The 23,770-nt window shown below is 67.1% G+C and carries 22 protein-coding genes; all 22 read left to right on the top strand.

Annotated elements, in window-relative coordinates:
• Nucleotides 1-63 precede the first annotated feature (63 nt).
• The 22 genes from KIH31_RS00665 (at nt 64) to rplW (ending at nt 23,745) form a co-directional block, all read left to right on the top strand.
• A complete protein-coding gene (locus KIH31_RS00665) occupies nt 64-3,963 on the top strand; it encodes a DNA-directed RNA polymerase subunit beta' (RefSeq protein ID WP_214425145.1) in 3,900 nt (1,299 codons plus the stop codon).
• Nucleotides 3,964-4,163: 200 nt separating this feature from the next.
• The gene (locus tag KIH31_RS00660) at nt 4,164-5,954 is read left to right on the top strand and encodes a N,N-dimethylformamidase beta subunit family domain-containing protein (RefSeq protein ID WP_214425144.1); all 1,791 of its coding nucleotides are present in this window, start codon (nt 4,164-4,166) and stop codon (nt 5,952-5,954) included.
• 121 nt (nt 5,955-6,075) lie between these two features.
• Nucleotides 6,076-6,990 carry a shikimate dehydrogenase gene (locus KIH31_RS00655; protein WP_214425143.1) on the top strand — a complete coding sequence of 305 codons (915 nt, stop codon included), beginning with the start codon at nt 6,076-6,078 and terminating at the stop codon, nt 6,988-6,990.
• Between the two features lie 2 nt (nt 6,991-6,992).
• Entirely contained in the window at nt 6,993-8,864 is a 1,872-nt protein-coding gene (locus KIH31_RS00650) for a bifunctional sugar phosphate isomerase/epimerase/4-hydroxyphenylpyruvate dioxygenase family protein (RefSeq protein WP_214425142.1), read from the top strand.
• A gap of 41 nt (nt 8,865-8,905) precedes the next feature.
• Nucleotides 8,906-9,730, top strand: coding sequence for a protocatechuate 3,4-dioxygenase subunit beta (gene pcaH / locus KIH31_RS00645; RefSeq protein WP_214425141.1), 825 nt, complete (start codon nt 8,906-8,908; stop codon nt 9,728-9,730).
• Nucleotides 9,723-10,319 (top strand): protocatechuate 3,4-dioxygenase subunit alpha, encoded by a 597-nt coding sequence (gene pcaG / locus KIH31_RS00640; RefSeq protein WP_214425140.1) that lies wholly within the window; start codon nt 9,723-9,725, stop codon nt 10,317-10,319. The genes pcaH and pcaG overlap by 8 nt, the downstream gene beginning before the upstream one ends.
• A gap of 3 nt (nt 10,320-10,322) precedes the next feature.
• The gene (pcaB, locus tag KIH31_RS00635; protein WP_214425139.1) at nt 10,323-11,690 is read left to right on the top strand and encodes a 3-carboxy-cis,cis-muconate cycloisomerase; all 1,368 of its coding nucleotides are present in this window, start codon (nt 10,323-10,325) and stop codon (nt 11,688-11,690) included.
• The gene (locus KIH31_RS00630) at nt 11,687-12,484 is read left to right on the top strand and encodes an alpha/beta fold hydrolase (RefSeq protein ID WP_214425138.1); all 798 of its coding nucleotides are present in this window, start codon (nt 11,687-11,689) and stop codon (nt 12,482-12,484) included. The genes pcaB and KIH31_RS00630 overlap by 4 nt, the downstream gene beginning before the upstream one ends.
• A complete protein-coding gene (gene pcaC / locus KIH31_RS00625; RefSeq protein ID WP_307857488.1) occupies nt 12,481-12,930 on the top strand; it encodes a 4-carboxymuconolactone decarboxylase in 450 nt (149 codons plus the stop codon). Before KIH31_RS00630 ends, pcaC begins: the two co-directional genes overlap by 4 nt.
• 114 nt (nt 12,931-13,044) lie before the next feature.
• A complete protein-coding gene (locus KIH31_RS00620; RefSeq protein WP_214425137.1) occupies nt 13,045-14,223 on the top strand; it encodes a thiolase family protein in 1,179 nt (392 codons plus the stop codon).
• Nucleotides 14,224-14,233: 10 nt separating this feature from the next.
• Nucleotides 14,234-14,923, top strand: a complete 690-nt coding sequence (locus tag KIH31_RS00615) for a 3-oxoacid CoA-transferase subunit A (RefSeq protein WP_214425136.1) — start codon at nt 14,234-14,236, stop codon at nt 14,921-14,923.
• Nucleotides 14,924-14,937: 14 nt separating this feature from the next.
• Nucleotides 14,938-15,618 carry a 3-oxoacid CoA-transferase subunit B gene (locus tag KIH31_RS00610; RefSeq protein ID WP_214425135.1) on the top strand — a complete coding sequence of 227 codons (681 nt, stop codon included), beginning with the start codon at nt 14,938-14,940 and terminating at the stop codon, nt 15,616-15,618.
• An 8-nt stretch (nt 15,619-15,626) separates the two neighbouring features.
• Nucleotides 15,627-16,433: an IclR family transcriptional regulator C-terminal domain-containing protein gene (locus tag KIH31_RS00605; protein WP_214425134.1), complete on the top strand. Its 807-nt coding sequence runs from the start codon at nt 15,627-15,629 to the stop codon at nt 16,431-16,433.
• Between the two features lie 329 nt (nt 16,434-16,762).
• Nucleotides 16,763-17,137 (top strand): 30S ribosomal protein S12, encoded by a 375-nt coding sequence (rpsL, locus tag KIH31_RS00600; protein WP_214425133.1) that lies wholly within the window; start codon nt 16,763-16,765, stop codon nt 17,135-17,137.
• Nucleotides 17,137-17,607 carry a 30S ribosomal protein S7 gene (gene rpsG / locus KIH31_RS00595; RefSeq protein WP_214425132.1) on the top strand — a complete coding sequence of 157 codons (471 nt, stop codon included), beginning with the start codon at nt 17,137-17,139 and terminating at the stop codon, nt 17,605-17,607. The genes rpsL and rpsG overlap by 1 nt, the downstream gene beginning before the upstream one ends.
• A 63-nt stretch (nt 17,608-17,670) precedes the next feature.
• Entirely contained in the window at nt 17,671-19,773 is a 2,103-nt protein-coding gene (gene fusA / locus KIH31_RS00590; RefSeq protein ID WP_214425131.1) for an elongation factor G, read from the top strand.
• Nucleotides 19,774-19,984: 211 nt separating this feature from the next.
• Nucleotides 19,985-21,175, top strand: a complete 1,191-nt coding sequence (tuf, locus tag KIH31_RS00585; protein ID WP_214425130.1) for an elongation factor Tu — start codon at nt 19,985-19,987, stop codon at nt 21,173-21,175.
• 132 nt (nt 21,176-21,307) lie between these two features.
• Nucleotides 21,308-21,436, top strand: a complete 129-nt coding sequence (locus KIH31_RS18265) for a hypothetical protein (RefSeq protein ID WP_284675916.1) — start codon at nt 21,308-21,310, stop codon at nt 21,434-21,436.
• A gap of 406 nt (nt 21,437-21,842) precedes the next feature.
• Entirely contained in the window at nt 21,843-22,151 is a 309-nt protein-coding gene (gene rpsJ, locus KIH31_RS00580; RefSeq protein ID WP_003803825.1) for a 30S ribosomal protein S10, read from the top strand.
• Between the two features lie 19 nt (nt 22,152-22,170).
• Entirely contained in the window at nt 22,171-22,821 is a 651-nt protein-coding gene (rplC, locus tag KIH31_RS00575) for a 50S ribosomal protein L3 (protein ID WP_214425129.1), read from the top strand.
• Between the two features lie 4 nt (nt 22,822-22,825).
• Nucleotides 22,826-23,443 (top strand): 50S ribosomal protein L4, encoded by a 618-nt coding sequence (gene rplD, locus KIH31_RS00570; RefSeq protein ID WP_214425128.1) that lies wholly within the window; start codon nt 22,826-22,828, stop codon nt 23,441-23,443.
• Nucleotides 23,440-23,745, top strand: a complete 306-nt coding sequence (rplW, locus tag KIH31_RS00565; RefSeq protein WP_214425127.1) for a 50S ribosomal protein L23 — start codon at nt 23,440-23,442, stop codon at nt 23,743-23,745. Before rplD ends, rplW begins: the two co-directional genes overlap by 4 nt.
• Nucleotides 23,746-23,770 lie beyond the last annotated feature (25 nt).

Genomic DNA, 23,770 nt, shown 5'->3' with positions numbered 1-23,770 from the left:
CCCACCTCTTCCCGTATCCCCTTAGACATTCAGATTTAGAGAACAAGAGAGAACAGGGACCACATGTCCAGCGAATCCTCCTTCGGCCTCATGCAGATCGGCCTCGCGACCGCGGAAGAAATCCGTGACTGGTCGTACGGCGAGGTCAAGAAGCCGGAAACCATCAACTACCGCACTCTCAAGCCCGAGAAGGACGGCCTCTTCTGCGAGAAGATCTTCGGCCCGTCCCGCGACTGGGAATGCTACTGCGGCAAGTACAAGCGCGTGCGCTTCAAGGGCATCATCTGCGAGCGTTGCGGCGTCGAGGTCACCCGCGCCAAGGTCCGCCGCGAGCGGATGGGCCACATTGAGCTTGCTGCCCCCGTCACGCACATCTGGTACTTCAAGGGCGTTCCTTCCCGCCTGGGCTACCTCCTTGACCTGGCACCGAAGGACCTCGAGAAGGTCATCTACTTCGCTGCCTACATGATCACCAGCGTCGACGAGGAAAACCGTCACGCCGAACTGCCGAACCTGCAGGCCGAGCACGACCTGGAGAAGAAGCAGCTGGTCGACACCCGCGACTCGGACATCGCCGGCATCGCCCGCGACCTCGAGGACGAGCTGGCTAGGCTCGAGGGTGAGGGCGCCAAGGCTGCCGACAAGAAGAAGGCGCGCGACTCCGCGGACCGCCAGATGGCGAACATCCGCAAGCGGGCCGACGCCGAGATCGAGCGCCTCGAGCAGGTGTGGGACCGCTTCAAGAACCTCAAGGTCGCCGACCTCGAGGGCGACGAAGCGCTCTACCGCGAACTGCGCGACCGCTACGGGCTGTACTTCGAAGGCTCCATGGGTGCCGAGGCGATCAAGAAGCGCCTCGAGAACTTCGACATGGAAGCCGAAGCGGAGTCCCTGCGCGACACGATCAAGAACGGCAAGGGCCAGCGCAAGACCCGCGCCCTGAAGCGCCTGAAGGTCGTCAACGCGTTCCTGACCACCAACAACAGCCCGCTCGGCATGGTGCTCGACGCCGTCCCGGTGATCCCGCCGGAACTGCGCCCGATGGTCCAGCTCGACGGCGGCCGCTTCGCGACCTCCGACCTGAACGACCTGTACCGCCGCGTGATCAACCGCAACAACCGCCTGAAGCGCCTGCTGGATCTCGGTGCCCCCGAGATCATCGTGAACAACGAAAAGCGCATGCTCCAGGAAGCTGTTGACTCGCTGTTCGACAACGGCCGCCGCGGCCGTCCCGTTACGGGCCCCGGAAACCGTCCGCTGAAGTCCCTGAGCGACATGCTCAAGGGCAAGCAGGGCCGCTTCCGCCAGAACCTGCTCGGAAAGCGCGTCGACTACTCCGGCCGTTCGGTCATCGTCGTCGGCCCGCAGCTGAAGCTGCACCAGTGCGGTCTGCCCAAGCAGATGGCCCTGGAGCTCTTCAAGCCGTTCGTGATGAAGCGCCTCGTGGACCTGAACCACGCGCAGAACATCAAGAGCGCCAAGCGCATGGTCGAGCGCTACCGTCCGCAGGTCTGGGACGTGCTCGAGGAGATCATCACCGAGCACCCCGTGCTGCTGAACCGCGCACCAACCCTGCACCGTCTGGGCATCCAGGCCTTCGAGCCGCAGCTCGTTGAGGGTAAGGCCATCCAGCTGCACCCGCTCGTCTGCGGCGCGTTCAACGCTGACTTCGACGGCGACCAGATGGCTGTGCACCTGCCGCTGTCCCCGGAGGCCCAGGCCGAGGCCCGCATCCTGATGCTGTCCTCGAACAACATCCTGAAGCCTTCCGACGGACGTCCGGTCACCCTGCCCTCGCAGGACATGATCATCGGTCTGTACCACCTGACCACCAAGCGCGAGGGATCCGCCGGCGAAGGCCGTGTGTTCTCCACCCCCGCCGAGGCGATTATGGCTCACGACGCGGGCGAACTGCACCTGAACTCCCAGGTGAAGATCCGTCTCGAAGGCTTCGTGCCGAGCTCGGACCGTCCCGCCCCGGAAGGCTGGGAGCCCGGGACGCCGGCGCTGATCCAGACCTCGCTGGGACAGGTGGTCTTCAACGACACCCTGCCCGAGGACTACCCGTGGGTTGAGAAGGTGGCCGACAAGGGCCAGCTCTCCGCGATCGTCAACGACCTCGCGGAGCGGTACCCGAAGGTCGTCGTCGCCGCGACGCTGGACAACCTGAAGGACGCCGGTTTCTACTGGGCGACCCGCTCGGGCGTGACTGTGGCCATCTCCGACATCGAGGTGCCGGCCTCCAAGCCTGCGATCCTCGAGGGCTACGAGAACCAGGCCGCCAAGATCCAGGCGCAGTACGAGAAGGGCCTGATCGACGACGAAGAGCGCCGCCAGGAACTGATCGACATCTGGAACAAGGCGACGAACGAAATCGCCCAGGTGATGCGCGAGAGCCTTTCGCCGATGAACACCATCAACCGCATGGTGTCCTCCGGCGCCCGTGGTAACTGGATGCAGGTCCGCCAGATCGCGGGTATCCGCGGCCTGGTGGCCAACCCGAAGGGTGAGATCATCCCGCGTCCGATCAAGTCCTCCTACCGCGAGGGCCTGTCGGTGCTGGAATACTTCATCGCCACGCACGGTGCCCGTAAGGGTCTGGCCGACACCGCGCTGCGTACCGCCAACTCGGGTTACCTGACCCGTCGTCTGGTGGACGTCTCGCAGGACGTGATCGTGCGGGAAGAGGACTGCGGCACCGAACGCGGCCTGACCCTGCCGATCGCCGTGGCGGACGTCAACGGCGAACTGACGCTGCACGAGGAGGTCGAGAACAGCGTGTACGCACGCACCCTCGCCACCGACGTGGTCGATGCGAAGGGCAACGTGCTCGCCACCGCGGGCGCCGATGTCGGGGACGTGCTGATCGCAGAACTGTTCGGCGCCGGCGTCACCGAGGTCAAGGTCCGCTCCGTGCTGACCTGCGAGTCGAGCGTCGGAACCTGCGCGCTGTGCTACGGACGTTCGCTGGCATCGGGCAAGACCGTGGACATCGGAGAGGCCGTCGGCATCATCGCCGCGCAGTCGATCGGTGAGCCCGGCACCCAGCTGACGATGCGTACCTTCCACACCGGTGGTGCTGTCTCCGCCGGTGGCGGCAACGACATCACCCAGGGTCTGCCCCGTATCCAGGAGCTCTTCGAAGCCCGTACTCCGAAGGGTGTGGCACCGATCGCGGAAGCGGCCGGCCGCGTCACCATCGAGGAGACCGAGCGTCAGCTCCGCTTGGTGCTGACCCCGGACGACGGCTCGGAAGAGATCGCCTACCCGGTGCTGCGCCGTGCACGCCTGCTCGTCTCCGAAGGGGACCACGTCTCCGTCGGCCAGCAGATGGTCGAAGGCGCTGTGGACCCGAAGCAGGTCCTGCGCATCCTCGGCCCGCGTGCCGCCCAGAAGCACCTGGTGGACGAGGTCCAGGCTGTGTACCGCTCGCAGGGTATCGGCATCCACGACAAGCACGTCGAGGTCATCGTCCGCCAGATGCTCCGCCGCGTGACCGTCATCGAGTCCGGTGAATCGGATCTGCTCCCGGGCGAACTGGCTGAGCGCAGCCGCTTCGAGGACGAGAACCGGCGCGTGGTCTCCGAGGGCAAGCAGCCTGCTGCCGGCCGTCCGGAGCTGATGGGTATCACGAAGGCGTCGCTGGCCACCGAGTCGTGGCTGTCGGCCGCTTCCTTCCAGGAGACCACCCGGGTCCTGACCCAGGCGGCAATGGAAGGCAAGAGCGACCCGCTGCTGGGCCTGAAGGAGAACGTGATCATCGGTAAGCTCATCCCGGCCGGCACCGGCCTGCCGCGCTACACCAATGTCACGGTCGAGCCGACTGAGGAAGCGAAGGCCAATCTGTTCACCGGCCCGAGCGCGTTCAGCGACTTCTCCTACGACAGCGCCAACGGCGATCTCGCCCCGGAGTTCCACGCCATCCCGCTGGATGACTATGACTTCGGCAGCGACCTGCGCTAACCGTCCGCTCCCGGGAACCGCGGCCTGAGCCGCGTCCTCCCGGGGCGACGCGAAAAGGGCCCCGCACCGTTCACGGTGCGGGGCCCTTTTCGTCTTCCCCCGGCGCCGGCCCGGGCAGTAACGCCGCAGTAACGCCTAGTGGGTTCTCTTCGTTATGAGGCCGCGCCCGCAGGGGCGCGGCAGGGACGCGGGGGCGGCCAGTGGACGGGAAACAGGTACAGCGGGGCGCCGGCGGCGGCCGCGGCGCCGAGCGCTGCGGTGCGCCGGAAGCGGTCAGCAGACGCGCCTTCCTCGGCGCCGGCCTCTCGTTCACGGCCTTGGCTCTGGCTTCCTGTGCCGACGACCCGCACCCCCGGCCGTTCAGCCAAGCCAGCGCGTCCAGCCAGGCCAGCGCGTCCAGCCAGGCCAGCCCGTCCAGTCCGTCCAGCCCGGCCAGCCAGGCCAGCCCGTCCAGCCCGTCCAGCCCGTCCAGCCCGGCCAGCGCGCCCAGCCTGTCCAGCCAGGCCAGCCAAGCCAGCGCAGCCACGCGGTCCCCGGCGCCGCCCGACGCCGCGGTCCCCCCGGTGCCGCACCTCCCGGTCACCGCCGTCGGCGCCCCCTTCAGCTACGGCGCCGAGAACCGGAAGCCCGGGTCGCCGGGCCGGCTGCTGCCCGCCGGAGCGACCTCGGACCGCCGGCTCGCCGCCTATCTGGGCCAGCACGCCTCCACGGCGGCGCGGCGCAAAGTGCAGTTGTACGCCACCTCCACGCGCAAGGTCATCCGGATCATGGCCTTCCGGCTCGGCGACTACGGCGGAGCGGGACAGCGGCTCGTCTGGGAATCCGGCCCCGTGAAGGTCTCCCGGCAGCGGCAGCCCGACCTGGACCGGAAGACCCGGACCGTGTCATGCCGGTGGAAGTCGACGACGTCGATCGACACCACGCACTGGCCGGAAGGGTTCTACTACCTCGTGCTCACGGCCGGCGGGGGACTGAGCCACAGGGTGCCGCTCGTGGTCGAATCGGCGTCCTTCGACGGAAAGACGGTGCTCGTCTTCAACGACTTCACCATGCAGGCCTACAACAAGTGGGGCGGCTACAGCCTCTACCGGGGAGCCGACGGGCGCGCCTCCAGTCGCTCCTACAAGGTCTCCTTCGACCGCCCGTACTCCAACTTCGGTGAGTTCGAGACGCACAACGCGCCGCTGATCCGGGCGGCGGAAAGCATCCGCGGAACGGGGATGGCCCTGGCCTACACCACGGAGGCCCGGCTCTCCCGTTATGCGGGACGGCTGGCCAAAGCGGCCGCCGTCGTCTTCGCCGCACATTCCGAGTACTGGCCGCCGTCGCTGCGCCACGGCATCGAGGCGGCGCGTGACCACGGCGTCAACGTCGTGTTTTTCGGAGCCAACAACGTGTACTGGAGAGCGCGCACGGAACCTTCCCGGAACGGCGCCGACAGGGTGCTGGTCTGCTACCGGAAGGCGGTGCTGGATCCTCTGGCGCGGCGCCAGCCTGAGCTGGCGACCGTCCTGTGGCGGCAGGAACCCCGGCCGCAGCCGGAATGCTCGCTGACCGGTGCCATGTACGGGGACCTGAACTCCACCGGGATCTTCACCGTCAGCGACCCGGCGTTTTTCGCCTACGCGGGCACAGGGGCCGTGCGCGGGGATACTTACTTTGGCATCAGCGGCGGAGAGACCGACTTCGTCTATTCACACAAGGAGTATCCGCAGTTCAAGTACCCCGCCAACCTGCACATTTTTGCGCGGTCCCCCGAGTCCGGTGACCACACGAGGAAAGGATGGGCTTCATCCACGGTGTACAAGGCCCGCTCCGGGGCCCTGGTGGTGAACATGGCCTCGCTGAACTGGCTGCGGTCCCAGGCGGACCCGGCGGTGCCGGCGCGGTCGCGTGCGTTTGCCCGGCAGGTCACCCAAAACATCCTGCTGGAGGTCTCGCGCAGGGGCAGGCATGTGTTGTCCTTCGGGCCGGTTCGCATCGGCAGTTGAGGAGACAAGTGTTCGCATGATGAACCTGGATGCGCCATTCGAACTTTTGCGCTAATGTAACCGGTGTCACTCAGTATTCATCCACGAGGCTGCATCGGACAGCCGGGAAAGAGCGCCACCGATGAATGAGACCGCCGAGGCGACGTCGCCCCTCGGGAAACCTGCCTACCTCGTGGGCCTTATCGGTGAAGGCATCAGCGCCTCGCTGACGCCGCCCATGCACGAACGCGAGGGCGAAGCGAACGGGCTGCGGTACGTTTACCGGATCCTCGATCTCACGGAACTCGGCCTCGCCCCGGAAACGGTCGGTACCCTGCTGCAGCAGGCCCGCACGATGGGCTACAACGGGCTGAACATCACCCACCCCTGCAAGCAGCTCGTCCTGCCGTTCCTCGACGGGATTTCCGACGACGCCCGCCGTCTCGGGGCGGTGAACACCGTGCTGATCCGCGACGGCCGGTTCATCGGACACAATACGGACCACTCCGGCTTCGCTGCAGCGCTGGCGGAGGGCCTTCCCGGCGCCCGGAAGGGCAAAGTGGTGCAGCTCGGGGCCGGAGGCGCCGGGTCTGCGGTCGCCTATGCCCTGCTCAAGAGCGGTGTGCAGACCCTCGTGCTGTCCGAGGTGGACCGGACCCGGGCCCAGGAACGGGCCGGTTCCCTGGCAGCCGTCTTCCCGGACCAGCAGGTGGTCGCCGTCTCCGCCAGCGACGTCGAGGACCAGCTGGCCGACGCCGACGGCCTCGTCAACGCCACGCCGATTGGAATGCACAGCCACCCCGGCGTACCGGTCGACGTCGACCTGCTCGCGCCCCGGCAGTGGGTCGCCGACGTCGTCTACCGCCCGCTTGAAACGGAGCTGATCGGGCGCGCGCGGGAGAAGGGCTGCGCCGTGCTCGACGGTGGCCGGATGGCGGTCCACCAGGCGGCGGACGCCTTCGCGCTCTTCACCGGCGTCGAACCGGACGCGGCCCGCATGCGCCGCCATTTCCTTGAGCTGGTCGACGCCGAAAACCTGCGGACCGGAGTCAGCTGACAGTGCGCCGCTCAATTGCAACCGTCTGCCTCAGCGGCAGCCTGGACGAGAAGCTTCGGGCCTGCTCGCGCGCCGGGTTCGACGGGGTGGAAATCTTCGAGAACGATCTGGTTGTTTCCCGGTACAGCCCCGCCGAGATTGCGCGGATGGCAGCCGACGAAGGCCTGGGCATCGACCTGTACCAGCCGTTCCGCGATTTCGAAGGCGTGGCGCCGGAGCAGCTCCAACGCAACCTGCGCCGCGCCGAGGCGAAGTTCGCCCTGATGGCAGACCTCGGGGCCGACACCATCCTGTTCTGCAGCAACGTCGCCACGGCGCTGGAAGACAACGATGAACTGGCAGCGGACCAGCTCGGCCAAGCAGCAGAGCTGGCCGCGGCGCACGGGATCCGCATTGCCTACGAGGCGCTCGCGTGGGGGCGGAACGTCTCGGACTTCGAGCACGCCTGCCGCCTCGTCGAACGCGTGGGGCACCCGGCGCTGGGCACCTGCCTGGACAGCTTCCACATTCTTTCCCGCGGCTGGGACCCGGCGCCGATCGAGTCGCTGGACCCGGAGAAGATCTTCTTCGTCCAGCTCGCCGACGCGCCGCAGCTGTCGATGGACGTGCTGTCCTGGAGCCGGCATCACCGGGTGTTCCCGGGGGAGGGCAGCTGGGACCTCCCCGGGTTCATGGCGCACCTGGTCCGCAGCGGCTATGCCGGCACGGTGTCGCTGGAGGTGTTCAACGACGTGTTCCGCCAGAGCCCGGTGGACCGCACCGCCGTCGATGCAATGCGCTCCCTGATCTGGCTCGAAGAACAGGCAGCGCACCGGCTCCGCGACGAAACGGCGCCGGCCGCAGGCGCCGCGCCGGTTCCAGGGGCGATGAAGCTCGCCACGCTGCCGCGGGTGGACCAGCCCTCCGGGTTCAACTTCGCCGAGGTCCGCGCCGTCGACGCCCCCGAGCTCGAAGCGATCCTGCACCAGCTGGGATTCCGCTTCGACGGCCGGCACCGCACCAAGCCGGTGCAGCTGTGGACGCAGGGCAACGCCCGGATCGTCGTCAATGAGCAACAGGCCCAGGGCCATGAGCCGGCCATCTCGGCGATCGGGTTCGACGTTGCCAACCCCCTGGTGGCTGCCTCCCGCGCACTCCAGCTGCGCGCTGTGCCCGTGCCGCGGCAAAGCCAGGCGGACGAGGAGGTCCTGCAGGCGTTCGCCGCCCCGGATTCCACGGAGGTCTTCCTCTGCCAGGGCAGCGCGGACGGCACGGCGGCCTGGACCAGCGAGTTCGGTCCGGGAACGGACGCGCCCGCGGGCCCGGACCTGATCGGCCGGATCGACCACATCAACCTCGCGCAGCCGTGGCAGCATTTCGACGAAGCTGTGCTCTTCTACGAGAGCGCGCTGTCGCTGACGGCCCAGCCCTCGCAGGACGTCGCCGCCCCCACCGGGCTGGTGCGCAGCCAGGTGATGCGCTCGGACGACGGGAGGGTCCGCCTGGCGCTGAACATCGCACCGTTGGCGCTGGAAGGATCCGGGCCCTCCGCCGTCGCGGCCTACCCGCAGCACATCGCGCTCGCCACCGAGGACCTGATCGGCGTCGCGCGGCGGGCGCTCGAACGCGGGCTGGCCTTCCTGCCGGTGCCGCAGAACTACTATGACGACCTGCGCGCACGGCTCGACGTGCCGCCGGCCCTGCTGGGCACGCTCCAGGAACTGAACCTGCTCTACGACGAGGACGACGAGGGGGAGTTCCTGCATTTCTACACCGCCACCGTAGGCAGCGTCTTCTTCGAAGTCGTCCAGCGCGGCCGGCACTACGAGGGGTACGGCGCCCCCAACGCGCCGGTGCGGCTCGCTGCGCAATACGAGCACAGCAAGCGCCGCTGACGGCGCCTTACCGCTAACGGCACTATTCAAAGGAGAAGAGAATGGGTTCACACGAAGTGGACGACGCAGCCGAGGTCTACTCGTCCGACGCCGCCGCCTGCACCCAGGCGCAGATCAGCGACGAGATCGCACAGCTGCACGGCGAGTACCAGCGCACCCTTGACCGGACCGGAGCGCCCGAAGCCCAGCCGCGGCTCGACTTCGCGCCCTACCGCAGCAGCATCCTGCGCCACCCGACCAAGGACCTCCGGCACACGGATCCGGAGACCATCGAACTGGTCTCCCCGGCCTTCGGGCACCGCGACGTCGCGGAGATCGAGAGCGACCTGACCATCCAGCACAACGGGGAACCGCTGGGGGAGCGGATGATCGTCACCGGCCGGGTGCTCGACGGCGAGGGCCACCCCGTGCGCGGGCAGCTGGTGGAGATCTGGCAGGCCAACTCGGCCGGACGCTACATCCACAAACGGGACCAGCACCCGGCCCCGATCGACCCGAACTTCACCGGGGTGGGCCGGTGCATCACCGGCGACGACGGCACCTACCGGTTCACCACGATCAAGCCGGGCGCCTACCCGTGGAAGAACCACCTCAATGCCTGGCGGCCGGCGCACATCCACTTCTCGCTGTTCGGCAACGCGTTCACCCAGCGCATCGCGACGCAGATGTACTTCCCCGGCGACCCGCTGTTCCCGCTGGACCCGATTTACCAGTCCATCCGCGACCAGTCCGCGCGGGACCGGCTGGTGGCCAGCTATGACCACGAGCTGACGAGCCCCGAATGGTCGCTCGGCTACCGTTGGGACATTGTGTTGACAGGCTCCGGGAAGACCTGGGCCGAACCGGAAGGCGACGAGCATGAGTGAGGCACCCGTGACCCAGATCGGCACCGGCAGGAAGCCGCTGCCCCCCACCCCCGGCCAGACGGTGGGACCCTTCTTCGGCTACGCGCTGCCGTTCGAACGCGGCTCCGAACTGGTGGACCGCGCCCACCCGGGCGCCATCCGGCTGCACGGCGTGGTGTACGACGGTGCCGGCACTCCGGTTCCGGACGCCATCGTCGAGATCTGGCAGGCCGACGCCGACGGCAGCATCGCGCAGGAGACCGGGTCGCTGAAGCGGGACGGCTTCACCTTCACCGGCTTCGGCCGGGCGCCGGTGGACAACGTTGGGCGCTACACCTTCACCACGGTCAACCCTGGCCCGACGTCGCCCGGCTCGGCGCCCTTCATCGCGGTTGCCGTGTTCGCCCGCGGTCTGATGAACCGTCTGTTCACGCGCATCTACCTGCCCGAAGGCGGGGAGGCGCTGGCCTCCGACGCGCTGCTGGGCGCTCTCGAACCGGAACGCCGCGACACCCTGGTCGCCACCCGCGACGCGGACGGCGGTCTGCGCTTCGACATCCGGCTGCAGGGCGAAGGGGAGACCGTCTTCCTCGACTTCGAGGGCCGCTGACCCATGGCGGACAGGCAGCAGTTCAGCGCGCACGGCCTCCTCGCCCCGGCCTGGGCCGGTTCCGAGGCGGCGGCCGCGACGTCGGACCGGGCCGTCGGGCAGGCACTGCTCGACGTCGAGCGCGCCCTCGTGGCGGCCCAGGTCACCCTCGGCCTGGCGCCGGACGAGGCGCTCGACCCCGCGGGGTTCGACATCGCCGGCTACGACCTGCCGGCGCTCGCCGCTGAGGCGCAGGGCGGCGGAAACCCGGTGATCCCCTTGCTGAAAAGGCTGCGCGCCCGGACCGCGGCGGGGACCCGGGACTACGTGCACCGGGGCGCCACGAGCCAGGACATCCTCGACACAGCGCTGATGCTCGTGGCCGCCCGGGCCCTTCCGGCAATCCGCCGCGACCTGGACCGCGGCCGGGAGGCACTGGCCCGGCTGGCGCAACGCCACCGGCAGGACCTGATGGTCGCCCGGACCCTGACCCAGCACAGCGTGCCGGGCACCTTCGGGCTGAAGTCCGCCTACTGGCTGGAGGGGCTCGGCCAAGCCGCCGAGCGCCTTGCCGCCGCCGAACCGCTTCCCGTGCAGTTTGGCGGAGCCTCGGGCACCATGGCCGCGACGGCCCTGTACGCCGGCGGCCGCGGCGTGAGCGCCTGGGATGTCCAGGACACACTCGCGGCGGACCTCGGCCTGGCCTCGCCGGTCGCCCCGTGGCACACCCAGCGCGCGGTGGTGACCGGCCTGGGCGACGCGCTGACGGCGGTCACGGACGCGCTCGGCAAGATCGCCGCCGACGTCCTGCTGATGTCCCGGCCCGAGGTGGGCGAGGTGTCCGAGCCCGCTGCCCCGGGCAAGGGCGGATCCTCAGCCATGCCGCAGAAGCAGAACCCGGTCCTGGCGGTGCTGGTGCGCAGCGCCGCCATCGCGGCGCCGGGGCAGTGCGCCACGCTTCACGCGGCAGCGGCCTTCGCCGTCGACGAGCGCCCCGACGGCGCGTGGCACGCCGAATGGCAAAGCCTCACCGAACTGCTGCGCCTGGCCGGCGGAGCCGCAGCCCTCGCGGCCACCCTGCTCGAGGGCCTGCAGGTCCACACGGAGCGGATGGGCCGGAACCTCTCCGACGCCGGTCCGCTGATCGTCAGCGAGCGGATCATGGCCGAGCTCGGTCCGCGCGCGGGCCGGGACCGGGTGCAGGCCGTCATCAGCGGCTCGGCATCCGCACGGCCCGGCGAGCTCGCCGACTCCCTCAAGGCGCTCCTGCCCGAGGGGGAGCTCGACGACGTCCGGCTTCGGCAGCTGCTTGACCCGGCCGCGTACCTGGGCGAGGCCGGCGCCATCATCGACCGCATACTTCACCGGTACGGAAAGGATCTTCACCGATGACCGTTCCCCAACTGACCGTGAGCCGCTTCGGGGAAGCGCGCACGGGAAAACCGCTGCTCGTCCTCGTGCCCGGGCTTGGAACTTCGGCGGCCGCGCTGTGGCCGGAGACCGCGGCCCTGCTGCGGCAGGACTTCGACCTGCTCGCCGTCGACCTGCCGGGCCACGGCCGCAGTCCGGCCGCCGCCGAGCCGTTCACCGTCGGTGAGCTGGCGGAGGCGGTGGACCGGGCGGTGCGCGAGGCCGCGGGGGAGTCCGGAGCCCATTTCTACGCGGGGAACTCCCTGGGCGGGGCGGTAGGACTGCAGCTGGCGCATGACAAGCCGGAGCGGCTGGCCGCCGTGGCCCTGATTTGTTCCGGGGCTGCGCTCGGCGATCCTGCGTCGTGGCGGGTCCGGGGCGCGACGGTGCAGGCGCAAGGCACGCCTGTCATGGTCGACGGCTCTGCCCGCCGCTGGTTCGCCAAGGACTTCATCGCCGCGCAGCCCGCGGTCGCGAGCCGGCTGCTGCATTCGCTCTCCGACACGGACCGCTTCAGCTACGCCTTCTGTTGCGAGGCCCTCGCCGGCTTCGACCTGCGCGGCCAGTTGCACGACGTCCGGGTTCCCGTGTTGGCCCTCTACGGCGACGAGGACGAGGTGGCTTCCGAGGAGGTCGCGGCCCTGGTGGCCGGCGGCGTCAAGGACGGCAGCGCCACGGGTCTGCCGCACGTGGGGCACCAGGCGCCCGCAGAGGCCCCGGCCGCCACGGCAGAAGCGCTGCGGGAATTCTTCGGCCGCAACGGGGCCGCGCGGTGAGCGCGGGCCCGGCCGGGGCCGGCGACAGCGGCATCAGCAGGCACGAAGCGACGCGGGGCGAGGTCTACGACGCCGGCATGGCGGTGCGCCGCGCCGTCCTCGGCGACAGCCACGTCGACCGCGCCAACGCCGCCAAGGACGAGTTCACCGGGGAATTTCAGGACCTGATCACCCAGTACGCCTGGGGGACCATCTGGACCCGTCCCGGGCTGGACCGGCGGATGCGCAGCGCCATCACCATCACGGCAATGATCGCCCACGGCCATCACGAGGAGCTTGCCATGCATGTCCGCGCCGGCCTGCGCAACGGCCTCAGCCGGGAAGAGCTCAAGGAAATACTGCTCCAGTCCGCGGTCTACTGCGGCGTGCCGGCGGCAAACACGGCTTTCAAGATCGCCCAGCAGGTCTTCAGGGACCTTGACGCGGACAGCCGCTCCTCCCTATAGTTCAAATATCGCACGTCCGTTCGCAAAGCGAACATCGGTGCAGGCGGCAGAGATGCAGCCGGCAAGCAAGAACCAGTCGGGTGGAACACCCGCAGAAGGACACCGGAGTCTTTGATGAAGCAGGCATATCTCTACGACGCCGTGCGCACGCCCTTTGGCAGGCTGGGCGGGGCCCTCGCGGGCACGCGGCCGGACGACCTTGCGGCCCTTGTGGTCAAGGAACAGGTGGCCAGGGTTCCGGCCCTCGATCCGCAGCAGATCGACGAAGTGGTCTTCGGCAACGCGAACGGCGCCGGGGAGGAGAACCGCAACGTGGCACGGATGGCCAGCCTGCTGGCCGGCCTGCCGACGTCGGTCCCCGGCACCACGGTGAACAGGCTCTGCGGGTCCAGCCTCGATGCAGCGATCATCGCCTCACGGCAGATCAACGCGGATGAAGCCGACGTCGTATTGGTTGGCGGCGTGGAGTCGATGAGCCGCGCACCGTGGGTGCTGCCCAAGACCTCCAAGCCGTACCCGACGGGGGACCAGGTCCTGGCCTCGACGACCCTCGGCTGGCGGCTGGTGAACCCGGCGATGCCCAAGGACTGGACCATTTCGCTCGGCGAGGCGACCGAGCGGCTCCGGGAGAAGCACGGGATCAGCCGGGAGCGCCAGGACGAATTCTCGTTCCGCTCCCACCAGCTCGCCGCGCGCGCCTGGGCCGACGGCTTCTACGACAATTTGACTGTGGCGGTGCCCGGCGCCGGCCTGCAGCGCGACGAGAGCATCCGGGAATCCACGGTGGAGAAACTCGCAGGCCTTTCGACGGTCTTCCGGCCGGATGGCACGATCACCGCCGGGAACGCCTCCCCGCTCAACGACGGCGCCTCCGCGGTGCTGCTCGGCAGCGAGGCCGCGGCGGAGAAGCTCGGTGCCGCACCGCTGGCCCGCATCGCCGGCCGCGGCGCGGCAGGCATCGACCCGCAGTTCTTTGGGTTCGCTCCTGTGGAGGCCGCGAACCAGGCCCTCAAGCGGGCCGGAATCGGCTGGTCCGAGGTGGGGGCGGTTGAGCTGAACGAGGCTTTCGCGGCGCAGTCGCTGGCCTGCATCGACGCCTGGGACATTGACCCGGAAATCGTCAACGCGCACGGCGGAGCGATCGCGATGGGCCATCCGCTGGGCGCCTCCGGCGGCCGGATCCTGGGCACGCTGGCACGCAGCCTGCAGGCGTCCGGACAGCGGTGGGGCGTCGCGGCCATCTGTATAGGCGTCGGCCAGGGCCTGGCGGTCGTCCTTGAGAACGCTGCGTAAGGGGCAACCGATGCTGAGCTTCCACGAGAGCGCGGACGCCGCCGTCGAGGGCATTTCCGACGGCGCCACCATCCTGATCGGCGGTTTCGGAACCGCCGGCCAGCCCATCGAACTGATCGACGCCCTGCGGCGCAACGGCGCCAAGGACCTGACCATCGTCAACAACAACGCCGGCAACGGGGACACGGGTCTGGCGGCCCTGTTGGGTGCCGGGCAGGTGCGCAAGATGATCTGCTCGTTTCCCCGGCAGAGCGACTCGCATGTCTTCGACGCGCTGTACCGTGCCGGAAAGATCGAACTGGAACTCGTGCCGCAGGGCAACCTGGCCGAACGGATCCGGGCGGCGGGGGCCGGCATCGGCGGTTTCTTCACCCCCACCGGCTACGGCACCCCGCTCGCCGAGGGCAAGGAGACCCGCGAAATCGACGGCCGGGGCTACGTGTTCGAGCGCCCGATCCACGGCGATTTCGCCCTGATCAAGGCGCTGAAGGCGGACCGCATGGGAAACCTTGTCTACCGCAAGACCGCTCGCAACTTCGGCCCGATCATGGCCGCCGCGGCCGCCACCAGCGTGGTGCAGGTCGCCGACGTCGTCCCGACCGGGGCGATCGACCCGGAAAGCGTTGTCACCCCCGGCATCTTCGTCAACCGCGTGGTCGCTATCAGCCCGACATCAATGCTGCCCGGGGACGGGCAGTGAGCCAGGAGGCAGCCATGGACACCAGCCGCAAGCTCACCCGCGACGAGATGGCGCGCCTCGTGGCGGCGGACATCGCTCCGGGCTCGTTCGTCAACCTCGGCATCGGCCAGCCGACGACGGTCGCCAACTACCTGCCCGAAGGCAGCGGCATCGTGCTGCACACCGAAAACGGGATGCTCGGGATGGGTCCGGAGGCCCATGGCGACGAGGTCGACCCCGACCTGATCAACGCCGGCAAGGTGCCCGTCACCGAACTGCCCGGCGCTTCCTACTTCCACCACGCGGATTCCTTCGGGATGATGCGCGGCGGCCACCTGGACGTCTGCGTGCTCGGTGCCTTCCAGGTGTCGGTGGACGGCGACCTGGCCAACTGGCACACCGGGGCCCCGGACGCGATTCCCGCCGTCGGCGGAGCGATGGACCTGGCCACAGGAGCCAAGGCGGTCTTCGTGATGATGAACCTGCAGGACCGCGCGGGGAACGCCAAACTCGTGCGCAGCTGCACCTACCCGTTGACGGGCGTGCGCTGCGTCAGCCGGGTCTACACCGAATACGCTGTCTTCAGCCTGGCGGGCGGAACCGTCACCGTGGAGCAGACCTTCGGGATGGAGGTGGCGGACCTTCAAGACCTGCTCGGCTTCGACCTCATCGACGGGACCGCGCACTCGTCCGCCGTCGCGGCCTCGTCTGTCTAAGCTAAGACATGACCGAAAACCCGCAGGCGAGCGACCAGTTCGTCCAGTCCCTCTCCCGGGGCCTCGCGGTGATCCGCGCCTTCGACGCTGAGAACACCGAAATGACCCTGGCCGACGTCGCCCGCCGCACCGGGCTGACCCGGGCCACCGCGCGGCGCTTCCTGCTGACCTTGGTGCAGCTGGGCTACGTCCGCACGGACGGGAGGCTGTTCACGCTCACCGCGCAGGTGCTGCAACTGGGGTACTCGTTCCTGTCCGGGCTGACGTTGCCGCAGATTGCCGAGCCGCACCTGGAGGCGCTCTCGCAGGAAGTGAAGGAGTCGACGTCGGCCTCGATTCTGGACGGCCAGGACATTGTCTACATTGCGCGGGTTCCCTACCGGCGGATCATGACCGTCGGCATCAATATCGGCACCCGGTTCCCTGCGTACGCGACCTCGATGGGCCGGGTGCTGCTCGCCGGCCTGGGCGAGGCGGAGCTGAACGCGTATCTGGCCGGCCTCGAGCTGCGCAAGCTCACGCCGGGCACCGTCGACAGCGTGGATGCGCTCCTGGCCGAAATCGCCACCGTGCGCGAGCAGGGCTGGGCCCTGGTGAACCAGGAACTCGAAGCCGGGCTGCGGTCCGTGGCAGCGCCGCTGCTCGGCCGCAACGGCAGGGTGGTCGCCGCCGTCAACGTTTCGATGCCGGTGCCGCAGTCCGAGCCGGGCACCGAACTCGACTTCGTGCTGCCGCGCCTCCTTCAGACCGCGCGAAGCATCAGTTCCGACCTGGCGGCGCTGTCGCCGCGCTCCAGCCTCGCGGCCAGCCTGTAGGGCTGCCGGAGGGCCTGTCCGGGCCCGGTGCAGGGGGAGAGGGCTGCACATGGTAGACTGGATGACAATTGTTAGTGTGGCAGTGGATGAGAGGTTCCTTCGGTCGGTTCGCCGCGAAGGTTTCCGGTTCCGGGTTGCAGGGTCCTTGTGCAACGAATGCCACATTTTTGCATGCCTAGGGTGACTCACCTCGCTGAACGGTAGCAGGGCATGCGATCCGACGAAAAAGTGCTTCGCCTCGACCGCCCGGGCCTCCCGGACGCAGGAGCGGGGCAAAGCAAAAGGAGAGCCGCCCGCCGGCGGTTCCGGAAAATACGGAGAACACGAAAGTGCCTACGATTCAGCAGCTGGTCCGCAAGGGCCGCTCACCCAAGGTCTCCAAGACCAAGGCTCCCGCGCTTAAGGGCAGCCCCATGCGCCGCGGCGTCTGCACCCGCGTCTACACCACGACCCCGAAGAAGCCGAACTCGGCTCTGCGCAAGGTCGCCCGTGTCCGCCTCAACGGCGGCGTCGAAGTTACCGCTTACATCCCCGGTGTCGGCCACAACCTGCAGGAACACTCCATCGTGCTGGTGCGCGGCGGCCGTGTGAAGGACCTGCCCGGTGTCCGTTACAAGATCGTGCGCGGCGCCCTCGACACCCAGGGTGTCAAGAACCGCCAGCAGGCCCGCAGCCGCTACGGCGCGAAGAAGGAGAAGAAGTAATGCCTCGCAAGGGACCGGCCCCCAAGCGGCCGCTCGTAGTTGATCCCGTTTACGGTTCCCCGTTGGTCACGCAGCTGATCAACAAGGTTCTGGTTGACGGCAAGAAGTCCACCGCCGAGCGCATTGTCTACGGTGCCCTCGAAGGCGCCCGCGCCAAGACCGGCAACGACCCCGTTGCCGCCCTGAAGAAGGCCATGGACAACGTCAAGCCGACCCTCGAGGTCCGCTCCCGCCGTGTCGGTGGCGCTACCTACCAGGTGCCCGTTGAGGTCAAGCCGGGCCGTTCGACCGCCCTGGCCCTGCGCTGGCTGGTCGGCTACTCCAAGGCCCGCCGCGAGAAGACGATGACCGAGCGTCTCCAGAACGAAATCCTGGACGCCTCGAACGGTCTCGGTGCCGCTGTGAAGCGTCGCGAAGACACCCACAAGATGGCCGAGTCCAACAAGGCCTTCGCTCACTACCGCTGGTAATAGCCTGCCGGCGACGGCGGGAGACCGCCGTCGCCGCTGAGCAAACCTACTAAGGGAGAAACCGTGGCACTCGACGTGCTTACCGACCTCAACAAGGTCCGCAACATCGGCATCATGGCCCACATTGATGCCGGCAAGACCACCACCACCGAGCGCATTCTGTTCTACACGGGTATCAACCACAAGATTGGTGAAACCCACGACGGTGCCTCGACCATGGACTGGATGGCACAGGAGCAGGAGCGCGGTATCACCATTACCTCCGCTGCTACCACCTGCTACTGGGACAACAACCAGATCAACATCATCGACACCCCCGGCCACGTGGACTTCACGGTCGAGGTTGAGCGCTCCCTGCGCGTGCTCGACGGCGCCGTTGCGGTGTTCGACGGCAAGGAAGGCGTGGAGCCGCAGTCCGAGACTGTGTGGCGCCAGGCCGACAAGTACGACGTTCCCCGCATCTGCTTCGTCAACAAGATGGACAAGCTGGGCGCCGACTTCTACTTCACCGTCGACACCATCATCAACCGCCTGGGCGCCAAGCCGCTCGTTCTGCAGCTGCCGATCGGCGCCGAGAACGACTTCGAGGGCGTCGTCGACCTCGTCGAGATGCGCGCGCTGTACTGGCGCGGCGAGACCGAGATGGGCGCTAAGTACACCGTCGAGGAAATCCCGGCCGACCTGAAGGAAAAGGCTGACGAGTACCGTCACCAGCTGCTCGAGACCGTCGCCGAGGCGGACGAAGAGCTGATGATGAAGTACCTCGAGGGCGAAGAGCTCACGGTCGCCGAGATCAAGGGCGCCATCCGCAAGCTCACCATCGCCTCCGAGCTCTACCCGGTGCTCTGCGGCTCGGCGTTCAAGAACAAGGGCGTGCAGCCGATGCTCGACGCCGTTGTCTCCTACCTGCCGTCGCCGCTGGACGTCCCGTCGGTGCAGGGCCACGACGTCAAGGACGAGGAGATCATCCTCAACCGTGACGCCAGCGCCGACGCACCGTTCGCCGCCCTCGCGTTCAAGGTTGTGACCCACCCGTTCTTCGGCAAGCTCACCTACATCCGCGTGTACTCCGGCAAGGCCGCTTCCGGCGCCCAGGTCATCAACTCGACCAAGGGCAAGAAGGAGCGCATCGGAAAGCTCTTCCAGATGCACGCCAACAAGGAGAACCCGGTCGACGAAATCACGACCGGCCACATCTACGCCGCGATCGGGCTGAAGGACACCACCACCGGTGACACCCTGTGCGATCCCGCGAACCCGATCGTCCTCGAGTCCATGAGCTTCCCGGAGCCCGTGATCTCGGTGGCCATCGAGCCGAAGACCAAGGGTGACCAGGAGAAGCTCTCCACGGCCATCCAGAAGCTCTCCGAAGAGGACCCGACCTTCCAGGTCTCCCTCAACGAAGACACCGGCCAGACGGTTATCGCCGGCATGGGCGAGCTCCACCTGGACATCCTGGTGGACCGCATGCGCCGCGAGTTCAAGGTCGAGGCCAACGTGGGCAAGCCGCAGGTTGCCTACCGCGAGACGATCAAGAAGAAGGTCGAGAAGGTCGACTACACCCACAAGAAGCAGACGGGTGGATCCGGCCAGTTCGCGAAGGTTCAGGTGACTTTCGAGCCCCTGGACACCACGGACGGCACCTTCTACGAGTTCGAGAACAAGGTCACCGGTGGCCGCATTCCGCGCGAGTACATCCCCTCGGTGGATGCCGGTATCCAGAACGCGATGCAGATGGGCATCCTGGCGGGCTACCCGCTGGTGGGTGTCAAGGCAAGCCTGATCGACGGCGCTTACCACGACGTCGACTCCTCGGAAATGGCGTTCAAGATCGCCGGCTCCCAGGTGTTCAAGGAAGGCGCACGTCGCGCCAACCCGGTCCTGCTTGAGCCGCTGATGGCCGTCGAGGTGCGCACCCCTGAGGAATACATGGGTGACGTCATCGGCGACCTGAACTCGCGCCGCGGCATGATCCAGTCCATGGAGGACGCAAGTGGCGTGAAGGTAATCCGCGCCAATGTGCCCCTCTCCGAGATGTTCGGCTACATCGGCGACCTGCGCTCCAAGACCCAGGGCCGCGCAGTCTACTCGATGCAGTTCGACAGCTACGTGGAGGTCCCGAAGGCAGTTGCCGACGAGATCATCCAGAAGACCCGCGGCGAGTAATCTCCCGGCGTTAGTTCCGGCGGTTGGCGCCGGCCGCCTCCTTCGAGGAGGGCGGCGCCAACCCCAACCGCAGGCCAAAGGCGATAAGCTGGGCGGCCTGTGCAGAGCAATTTCAACAAATAACAGCCCCCCAAGTAGACTTGCTCTGGTTTCAATCGCAAATCCCGCGGTTGGAAGTGGATGTGTCTACAAAACGTTCTAGGAGGAACCAGTGGCGAAGGCAAAGTTCGAGCGGACTAAGCCGCACGTCAACATCGGCACCATTGGTCACGTTGACCACGGTAAGACCACGTTGACCGCTGCCATTTCCAAGGTGCTTGCTGACAAGTACCCGGATATCAACGAGAAGTTCAACTTCGACCAGATCGATGCGGCTCCTGAGGAGAAGCAGCGCGGTATCACGATCAACATCGCGCACATCGAGTACCAGACCGAAAAGCGCCACTACGCACACGTTGACGCTCCCGGCCACGCTGACTACATCAAGAACATGATCACTGGTGCAGCCCAGATGGACGGCGCGATCCTCGTGGTTGCCGCTACCGACGGTCCGATGGCCCAGACCCGCGAGCACGTGCTGCTCGCCCGCCAGGTTGGCGTTCCCTACCTGCTGGTTGCCCTGAACAAGTCCGACATGGTTGACGACGAAGAGCTCCTCGACCTCGTCGAAATGGAAGTTCGTGAGCTCCTGAGCTCGCAGGGCTTCGACGGCGATAACGCTCCGGTTGTCCGCGTTTCGGGCCTGAAGGCTCTGGAAGGCGACCCGCAGTGGGTCAAGTCCGTTGAGGACCTGATGGACGCCGTGGACGAGAACGTTCCGGACCCGGTTCGCGACAAGGACAAGCCGTTCCTGATGCCGATCGAGGACGTCTTCACGATCACCGGTCGTGGAACCGTCGTCACCGGCCGTGCAGAGCGTGGCACCCTGGCCATCAACTCCGAGGTCGAGATCGTCGGCATCCGTCCGGTCCAGAAGACCACGGTTACCGGTATCGAGATGTTCCACAAGCAGCTCGACGAGGCTTGGGCCGGCGAGAACTGTGGCCTGCTGCTCCGCGGCATCAAGCGCGAAGATGTCGAGCGTGGCCAGGTTGTCGTCAAGCCGGGTTCGATCACCCCGCACACCGACTTCGAGGCGAACGTCTACATCCTGTCCAAGGACGAGGGTGGGCGTCACAACCCGTTCTACTCGAACTACCGCCCGCAGTTCTACTTCCGCACCACGGACGTGACCGGCGTCATCACCCTCCCCGAGGGTACTGAAATGGTCATGCCCGGCGACAACACTGAGATGACCGTTGAGCTCATCCAGCCCATCGCCATGGAAGAGGGCCTCGGCTTCGCTATCCGTGAGGGTGGCCGCACCGTTGGATCCGGCCGCGTTACCAAGATCATCAAGTAGTGATCGGTTTTCGCAGCTGACCTGATGGGTTAGTTTGGAAGGACCCCGTTGCTCCGGCAGCGGGGTCCTTCTGCATTTGCGGATGCAGGCGCTGCTTCGGGCGGCGTCACCGGCGGGACGAAAGGGTGCCTGATGGAAGTACTGGTGTTCCTCGGAATCGTCGCGGTCGCGGCGGCCGGCGTCGTCTGGGGCCGGCGCACGTTCCGGCACGAAATCGACCGTGCGAAGAAGATCCGCCGCGCCAACCGCAACGGCCGCTGACAGCTCCGGACCTTCGGTTCCCTCCCGCGAGCGGCCAGTTGTGGCGGCCTCCGCGCCCGTCAACCCGCCGTTGGTGGCCGTTCGGCCGGGGGAGCGGGGCCGATTCGCTTTATCACAGCCGATCTGGCAGACTAGACAAGTTGTTCAAGCGCTTCTTCGTGTCCCGGCCAGGATAATGCCTGGCGTCAGGGTCCAAGCTGAAGCCCAAATATGACCCATCCCCGGAGAGTGTTGAGGGATGTCGTGTGTGTAACGTGCGCGACACGCCCGAGTTCGGGGGTCGGAGCTTCGACAGATTGAGGAACCCGGATTTGCCGGATTCAGTCTGTTGGAAGATGTGCCAGGAAGCACAACGGAACACTGTAACCAAACAGAGCAGCATGTCAGGAAAGAGAGTCACGACGCCATGGCGGGACAAAAAATCCGCATCCGGCTGAAGTCATATGACCACGAGGTCATTGATGTTTCAGCACGGAAGATCGTTGAGACGGTCACGCGCGCAGGCGCAACGGTAGTCGGCCCCGTGCCGCTTCCGACGGAAAAGAACGTGTACTGCGTTATCCGTTCGCCCCACAAGTACAAGGACAGCCGCGAGCACTTCGAAATGCGCACGCACAAGCGTCTGATCGACATTATCGACCCCACGCCGAAGGCCGTTGACTCGCTGATGCGTCTCGACCTGCCTGCCGACGTGAACATCGAAATCAAGCTCTAAGGGAGGTGCTGAGAAAACTATGACCGCGATCCGCAATGTAAAGGGAATCCTGGGCACGAAGCTCGGCATGACCCAGGTCTGGGACGAGAACAACCGCCTTGTGCCGGTAACCGTCGTCCAGGCTGACTCCAACGTCGTCACCCAGCTGCGCGACGCAGCCGTTGACGGCTACACCGCCGTTCAGATCGGCTACGGCCAGATCGACCCGCGCAAGGTGACCAAGCCGCTGGCCGGCCACTTCGAGAAGGCCGGCGTGACCCCGCGCCGCCACGTTGTCGAGCTGCGCACTGCAGACACCGACAGCTACTCGCTGGGCCAGGAGCTCTCCGTTGAGCTCTTCGAAGCCGGCCAGAAGGTCGACGTCGTCGGCACCTCCAAGGGTAAGGGCTTCGCCGGTGTTATGAAGCGTCACGGCTTCTCCGGTGTCGGCGCCTCCCACGGTGCCCACAAGAACCACCGCAAGCCCGGTTCCATCGGTGGCGCATCCACCCCGAGCCGCGTCTTCAAGGGCGTTCGCATGGCCGGCCGCATGGGCGCCGTCCGTCACACCACCCTGAACCTCACCGTTCACGGCGTGGATGCCGAGAAGTCGCTGCTTCTGATCAAGGGTGCCGTCCCCGGCGCCCGCGGCTCGGTCGTTCTCGTCCGTTCCGCCGTGAAGGGAGCCTAGTCCAATGGCAAACACTGTGAATGTTGACCTGCCTGCAGAGATCTTCGACGTCCAGACCAACGTGCCGCTGCTGCACCAGGTCGTCGTCGCCCAGCTCGCTGCTGCCCGCCAGGGAACGCACAAGACCAAGACCCGCGCCGAGGTTTCCGGTGCCGGCCGCAAGCCGTTCAAGCAGAAGGGCACCGGCCGCGCCCGCCAGGGTTCGATCCGCGCCCCGCACATGACCGGCGGTGGCATCGTGCACGGCCCGACGCCTCGCGACTACAGCCAGCGCACCCCCAAGAAGATGAAGGCTGCTGCTCTCCGCGGCGCCCTCTCGGACCGGGCACGCAACGGCCGTATCCACGTCCTCGACGCCCTGGTTGCCGGCTCCGCGCCGTCCACCAAGGAAGCACGCAACGCGCTGCGTTCGGTCACCGAGCGCAAGAACGTCCTCGTGGTCATCGACCGCGCGAACGACGTCGCCGCGCTGTCCGTCCGCAACCTCGCCGAAGTCCACGTGATCTACGCGGACCAGCTCAACACGTACGACGTGCTGGTCTCCGATGACGTTATCTTCACCCAGGCCGCTTACGAGGCATTCATCGCAGCTAAGAACACTGCCAAGGAGGACGCCAAGTGAGCGCGACCACCGCTAAGGATCCGCGCGACGTCGTGCTTGCACCCGTCGTTTCGGAGAAGAGCTACGGCCTGATCGACGAGGGCAAGTACACCTTCCTGGTGGACACCCGCTCGAACAAGACCGAGATCAAGCTGGCCGTGGAGAAGATTTTCTCCGTCAAGGTCGACTCGATCAACACCATCAACCGTGCCGGTAAGCGCAAGCGGACCAAGTTCGGATGGGGGCAGCGCAAGGACACCAAGCGCGCGATTGTCACCCTGAAGGAAGGCACTATCGACATCTTCGGCGGTCCGCTCAGCTAGGGCGGAGACCACTTTAACGAGGAAA

This window comes from Paenarthrobacter sp. DKR-5, assembly GCF_018531425.1.
Lineage (GTDB): Bacteria > Actinomycetota > Actinomycetes > Actinomycetales > Micrococcaceae > DKR-5.
The sequence above is the reverse complement of the archived record's forward strand: the minus strand, read 5'-3'. Positions and strand labels throughout refer to the sequence as shown.

What these genes read in the sequence shown, in the direction of transcription:
- KIH31_RS00665 (WP_214425145.1), top strand. Translation starts at nt 64, where the DNA reads ATGTCCAGCGAATCCTCCTTCGGCCTCATGCAGATCGGCCTCGCGACC.
- KIH31_RS00655 (WP_214425143.1), top strand. Translation starts at nt 6,076, where the DNA reads ATGAATGAGACCGCCGAGGCGACGTCGCCCCTCGGGAAACCTGCCTAC.
- pcaH (WP_214425141.1), top strand. Translation starts at nt 8,906, where the DNA reads ATGGGTTCACACGAAGTGGACGACGCAGCCGAGGTCTACTCGTCCGAC.
- pcaG (WP_214425140.1), top strand. Translation starts at nt 9,723, where the DNA reads ATGAGTGAGGCACCCGTGACCCAGATCGGCACCGGCAGGAAGCCGCTG.
- pcaB (WP_214425139.1), top strand. Translation starts at nt 10,323, where the DNA reads ATGGCGGACAGGCAGCAGTTCAGCGCGCACGGCCTCCTCGCCCCGGCC.
- KIH31_RS00630 (WP_214425138.1), top strand. Translation starts at nt 11,687, where the DNA reads ATGACCGTTCCCCAACTGACCGTGAGCCGCTTCGGGGAAGCGCGCACG.
- KIH31_RS00620 (WP_214425137.1), top strand. Translation starts at nt 13,045, where the DNA reads ATGAAGCAGGCATATCTCTACGACGCCGTGCGCACGCCCTTTGGCAGG.
- KIH31_RS00615 (WP_214425136.1), top strand. Translation starts at nt 14,234, where the DNA reads ATGCTGAGCTTCCACGAGAGCGCGGACGCCGCCGTCGAGGGCATTTCC.
- KIH31_RS00610 (WP_214425135.1), top strand. Translation starts at nt 14,938, where the DNA reads ATGGACACCAGCCGCAAGCTCACCCGCGACGAGATGGCGCGCCTCGTG.
- KIH31_RS00605 (WP_214425134.1), top strand. Translation starts at nt 15,627, where the DNA reads ATGACCGAAAACCCGCAGGCGAGCGACCAGTTCGTCCAGTCCCTCTCC.
- rpsG (WP_214425132.1), top strand. Translation starts at nt 17,137, where the DNA reads ATGCCTCGCAAGGGACCGGCCCCCAAGCGGCCGCTCGTAGTTGATCCC.
- KIH31_RS18265 (WP_284675916.1), top strand. Translation starts at nt 21,308, where the DNA reads ATGGAAGTACTGGTGTTCCTCGGAATCGTCGCGGTCGCGGCGGCCGGC.
- rpsJ (WP_003803825.1), top strand. Translation starts at nt 21,843, where the DNA reads ATGGCGGGACAAAAAATCCGCATCCGGCTGAAGTCATATGACCACGAG.
- rplC (WP_214425129.1), top strand. Translation starts at nt 22,171, where the DNA reads ATGACCGCGATCCGCAATGTAAAGGGAATCCTGGGCACGAAGCTCGGC.
- rplD (WP_214425128.1), top strand. Translation starts at nt 22,826, where the DNA reads ATGGCAAACACTGTGAATGTTGACCTGCCTGCAGAGATCTTCGACGTC.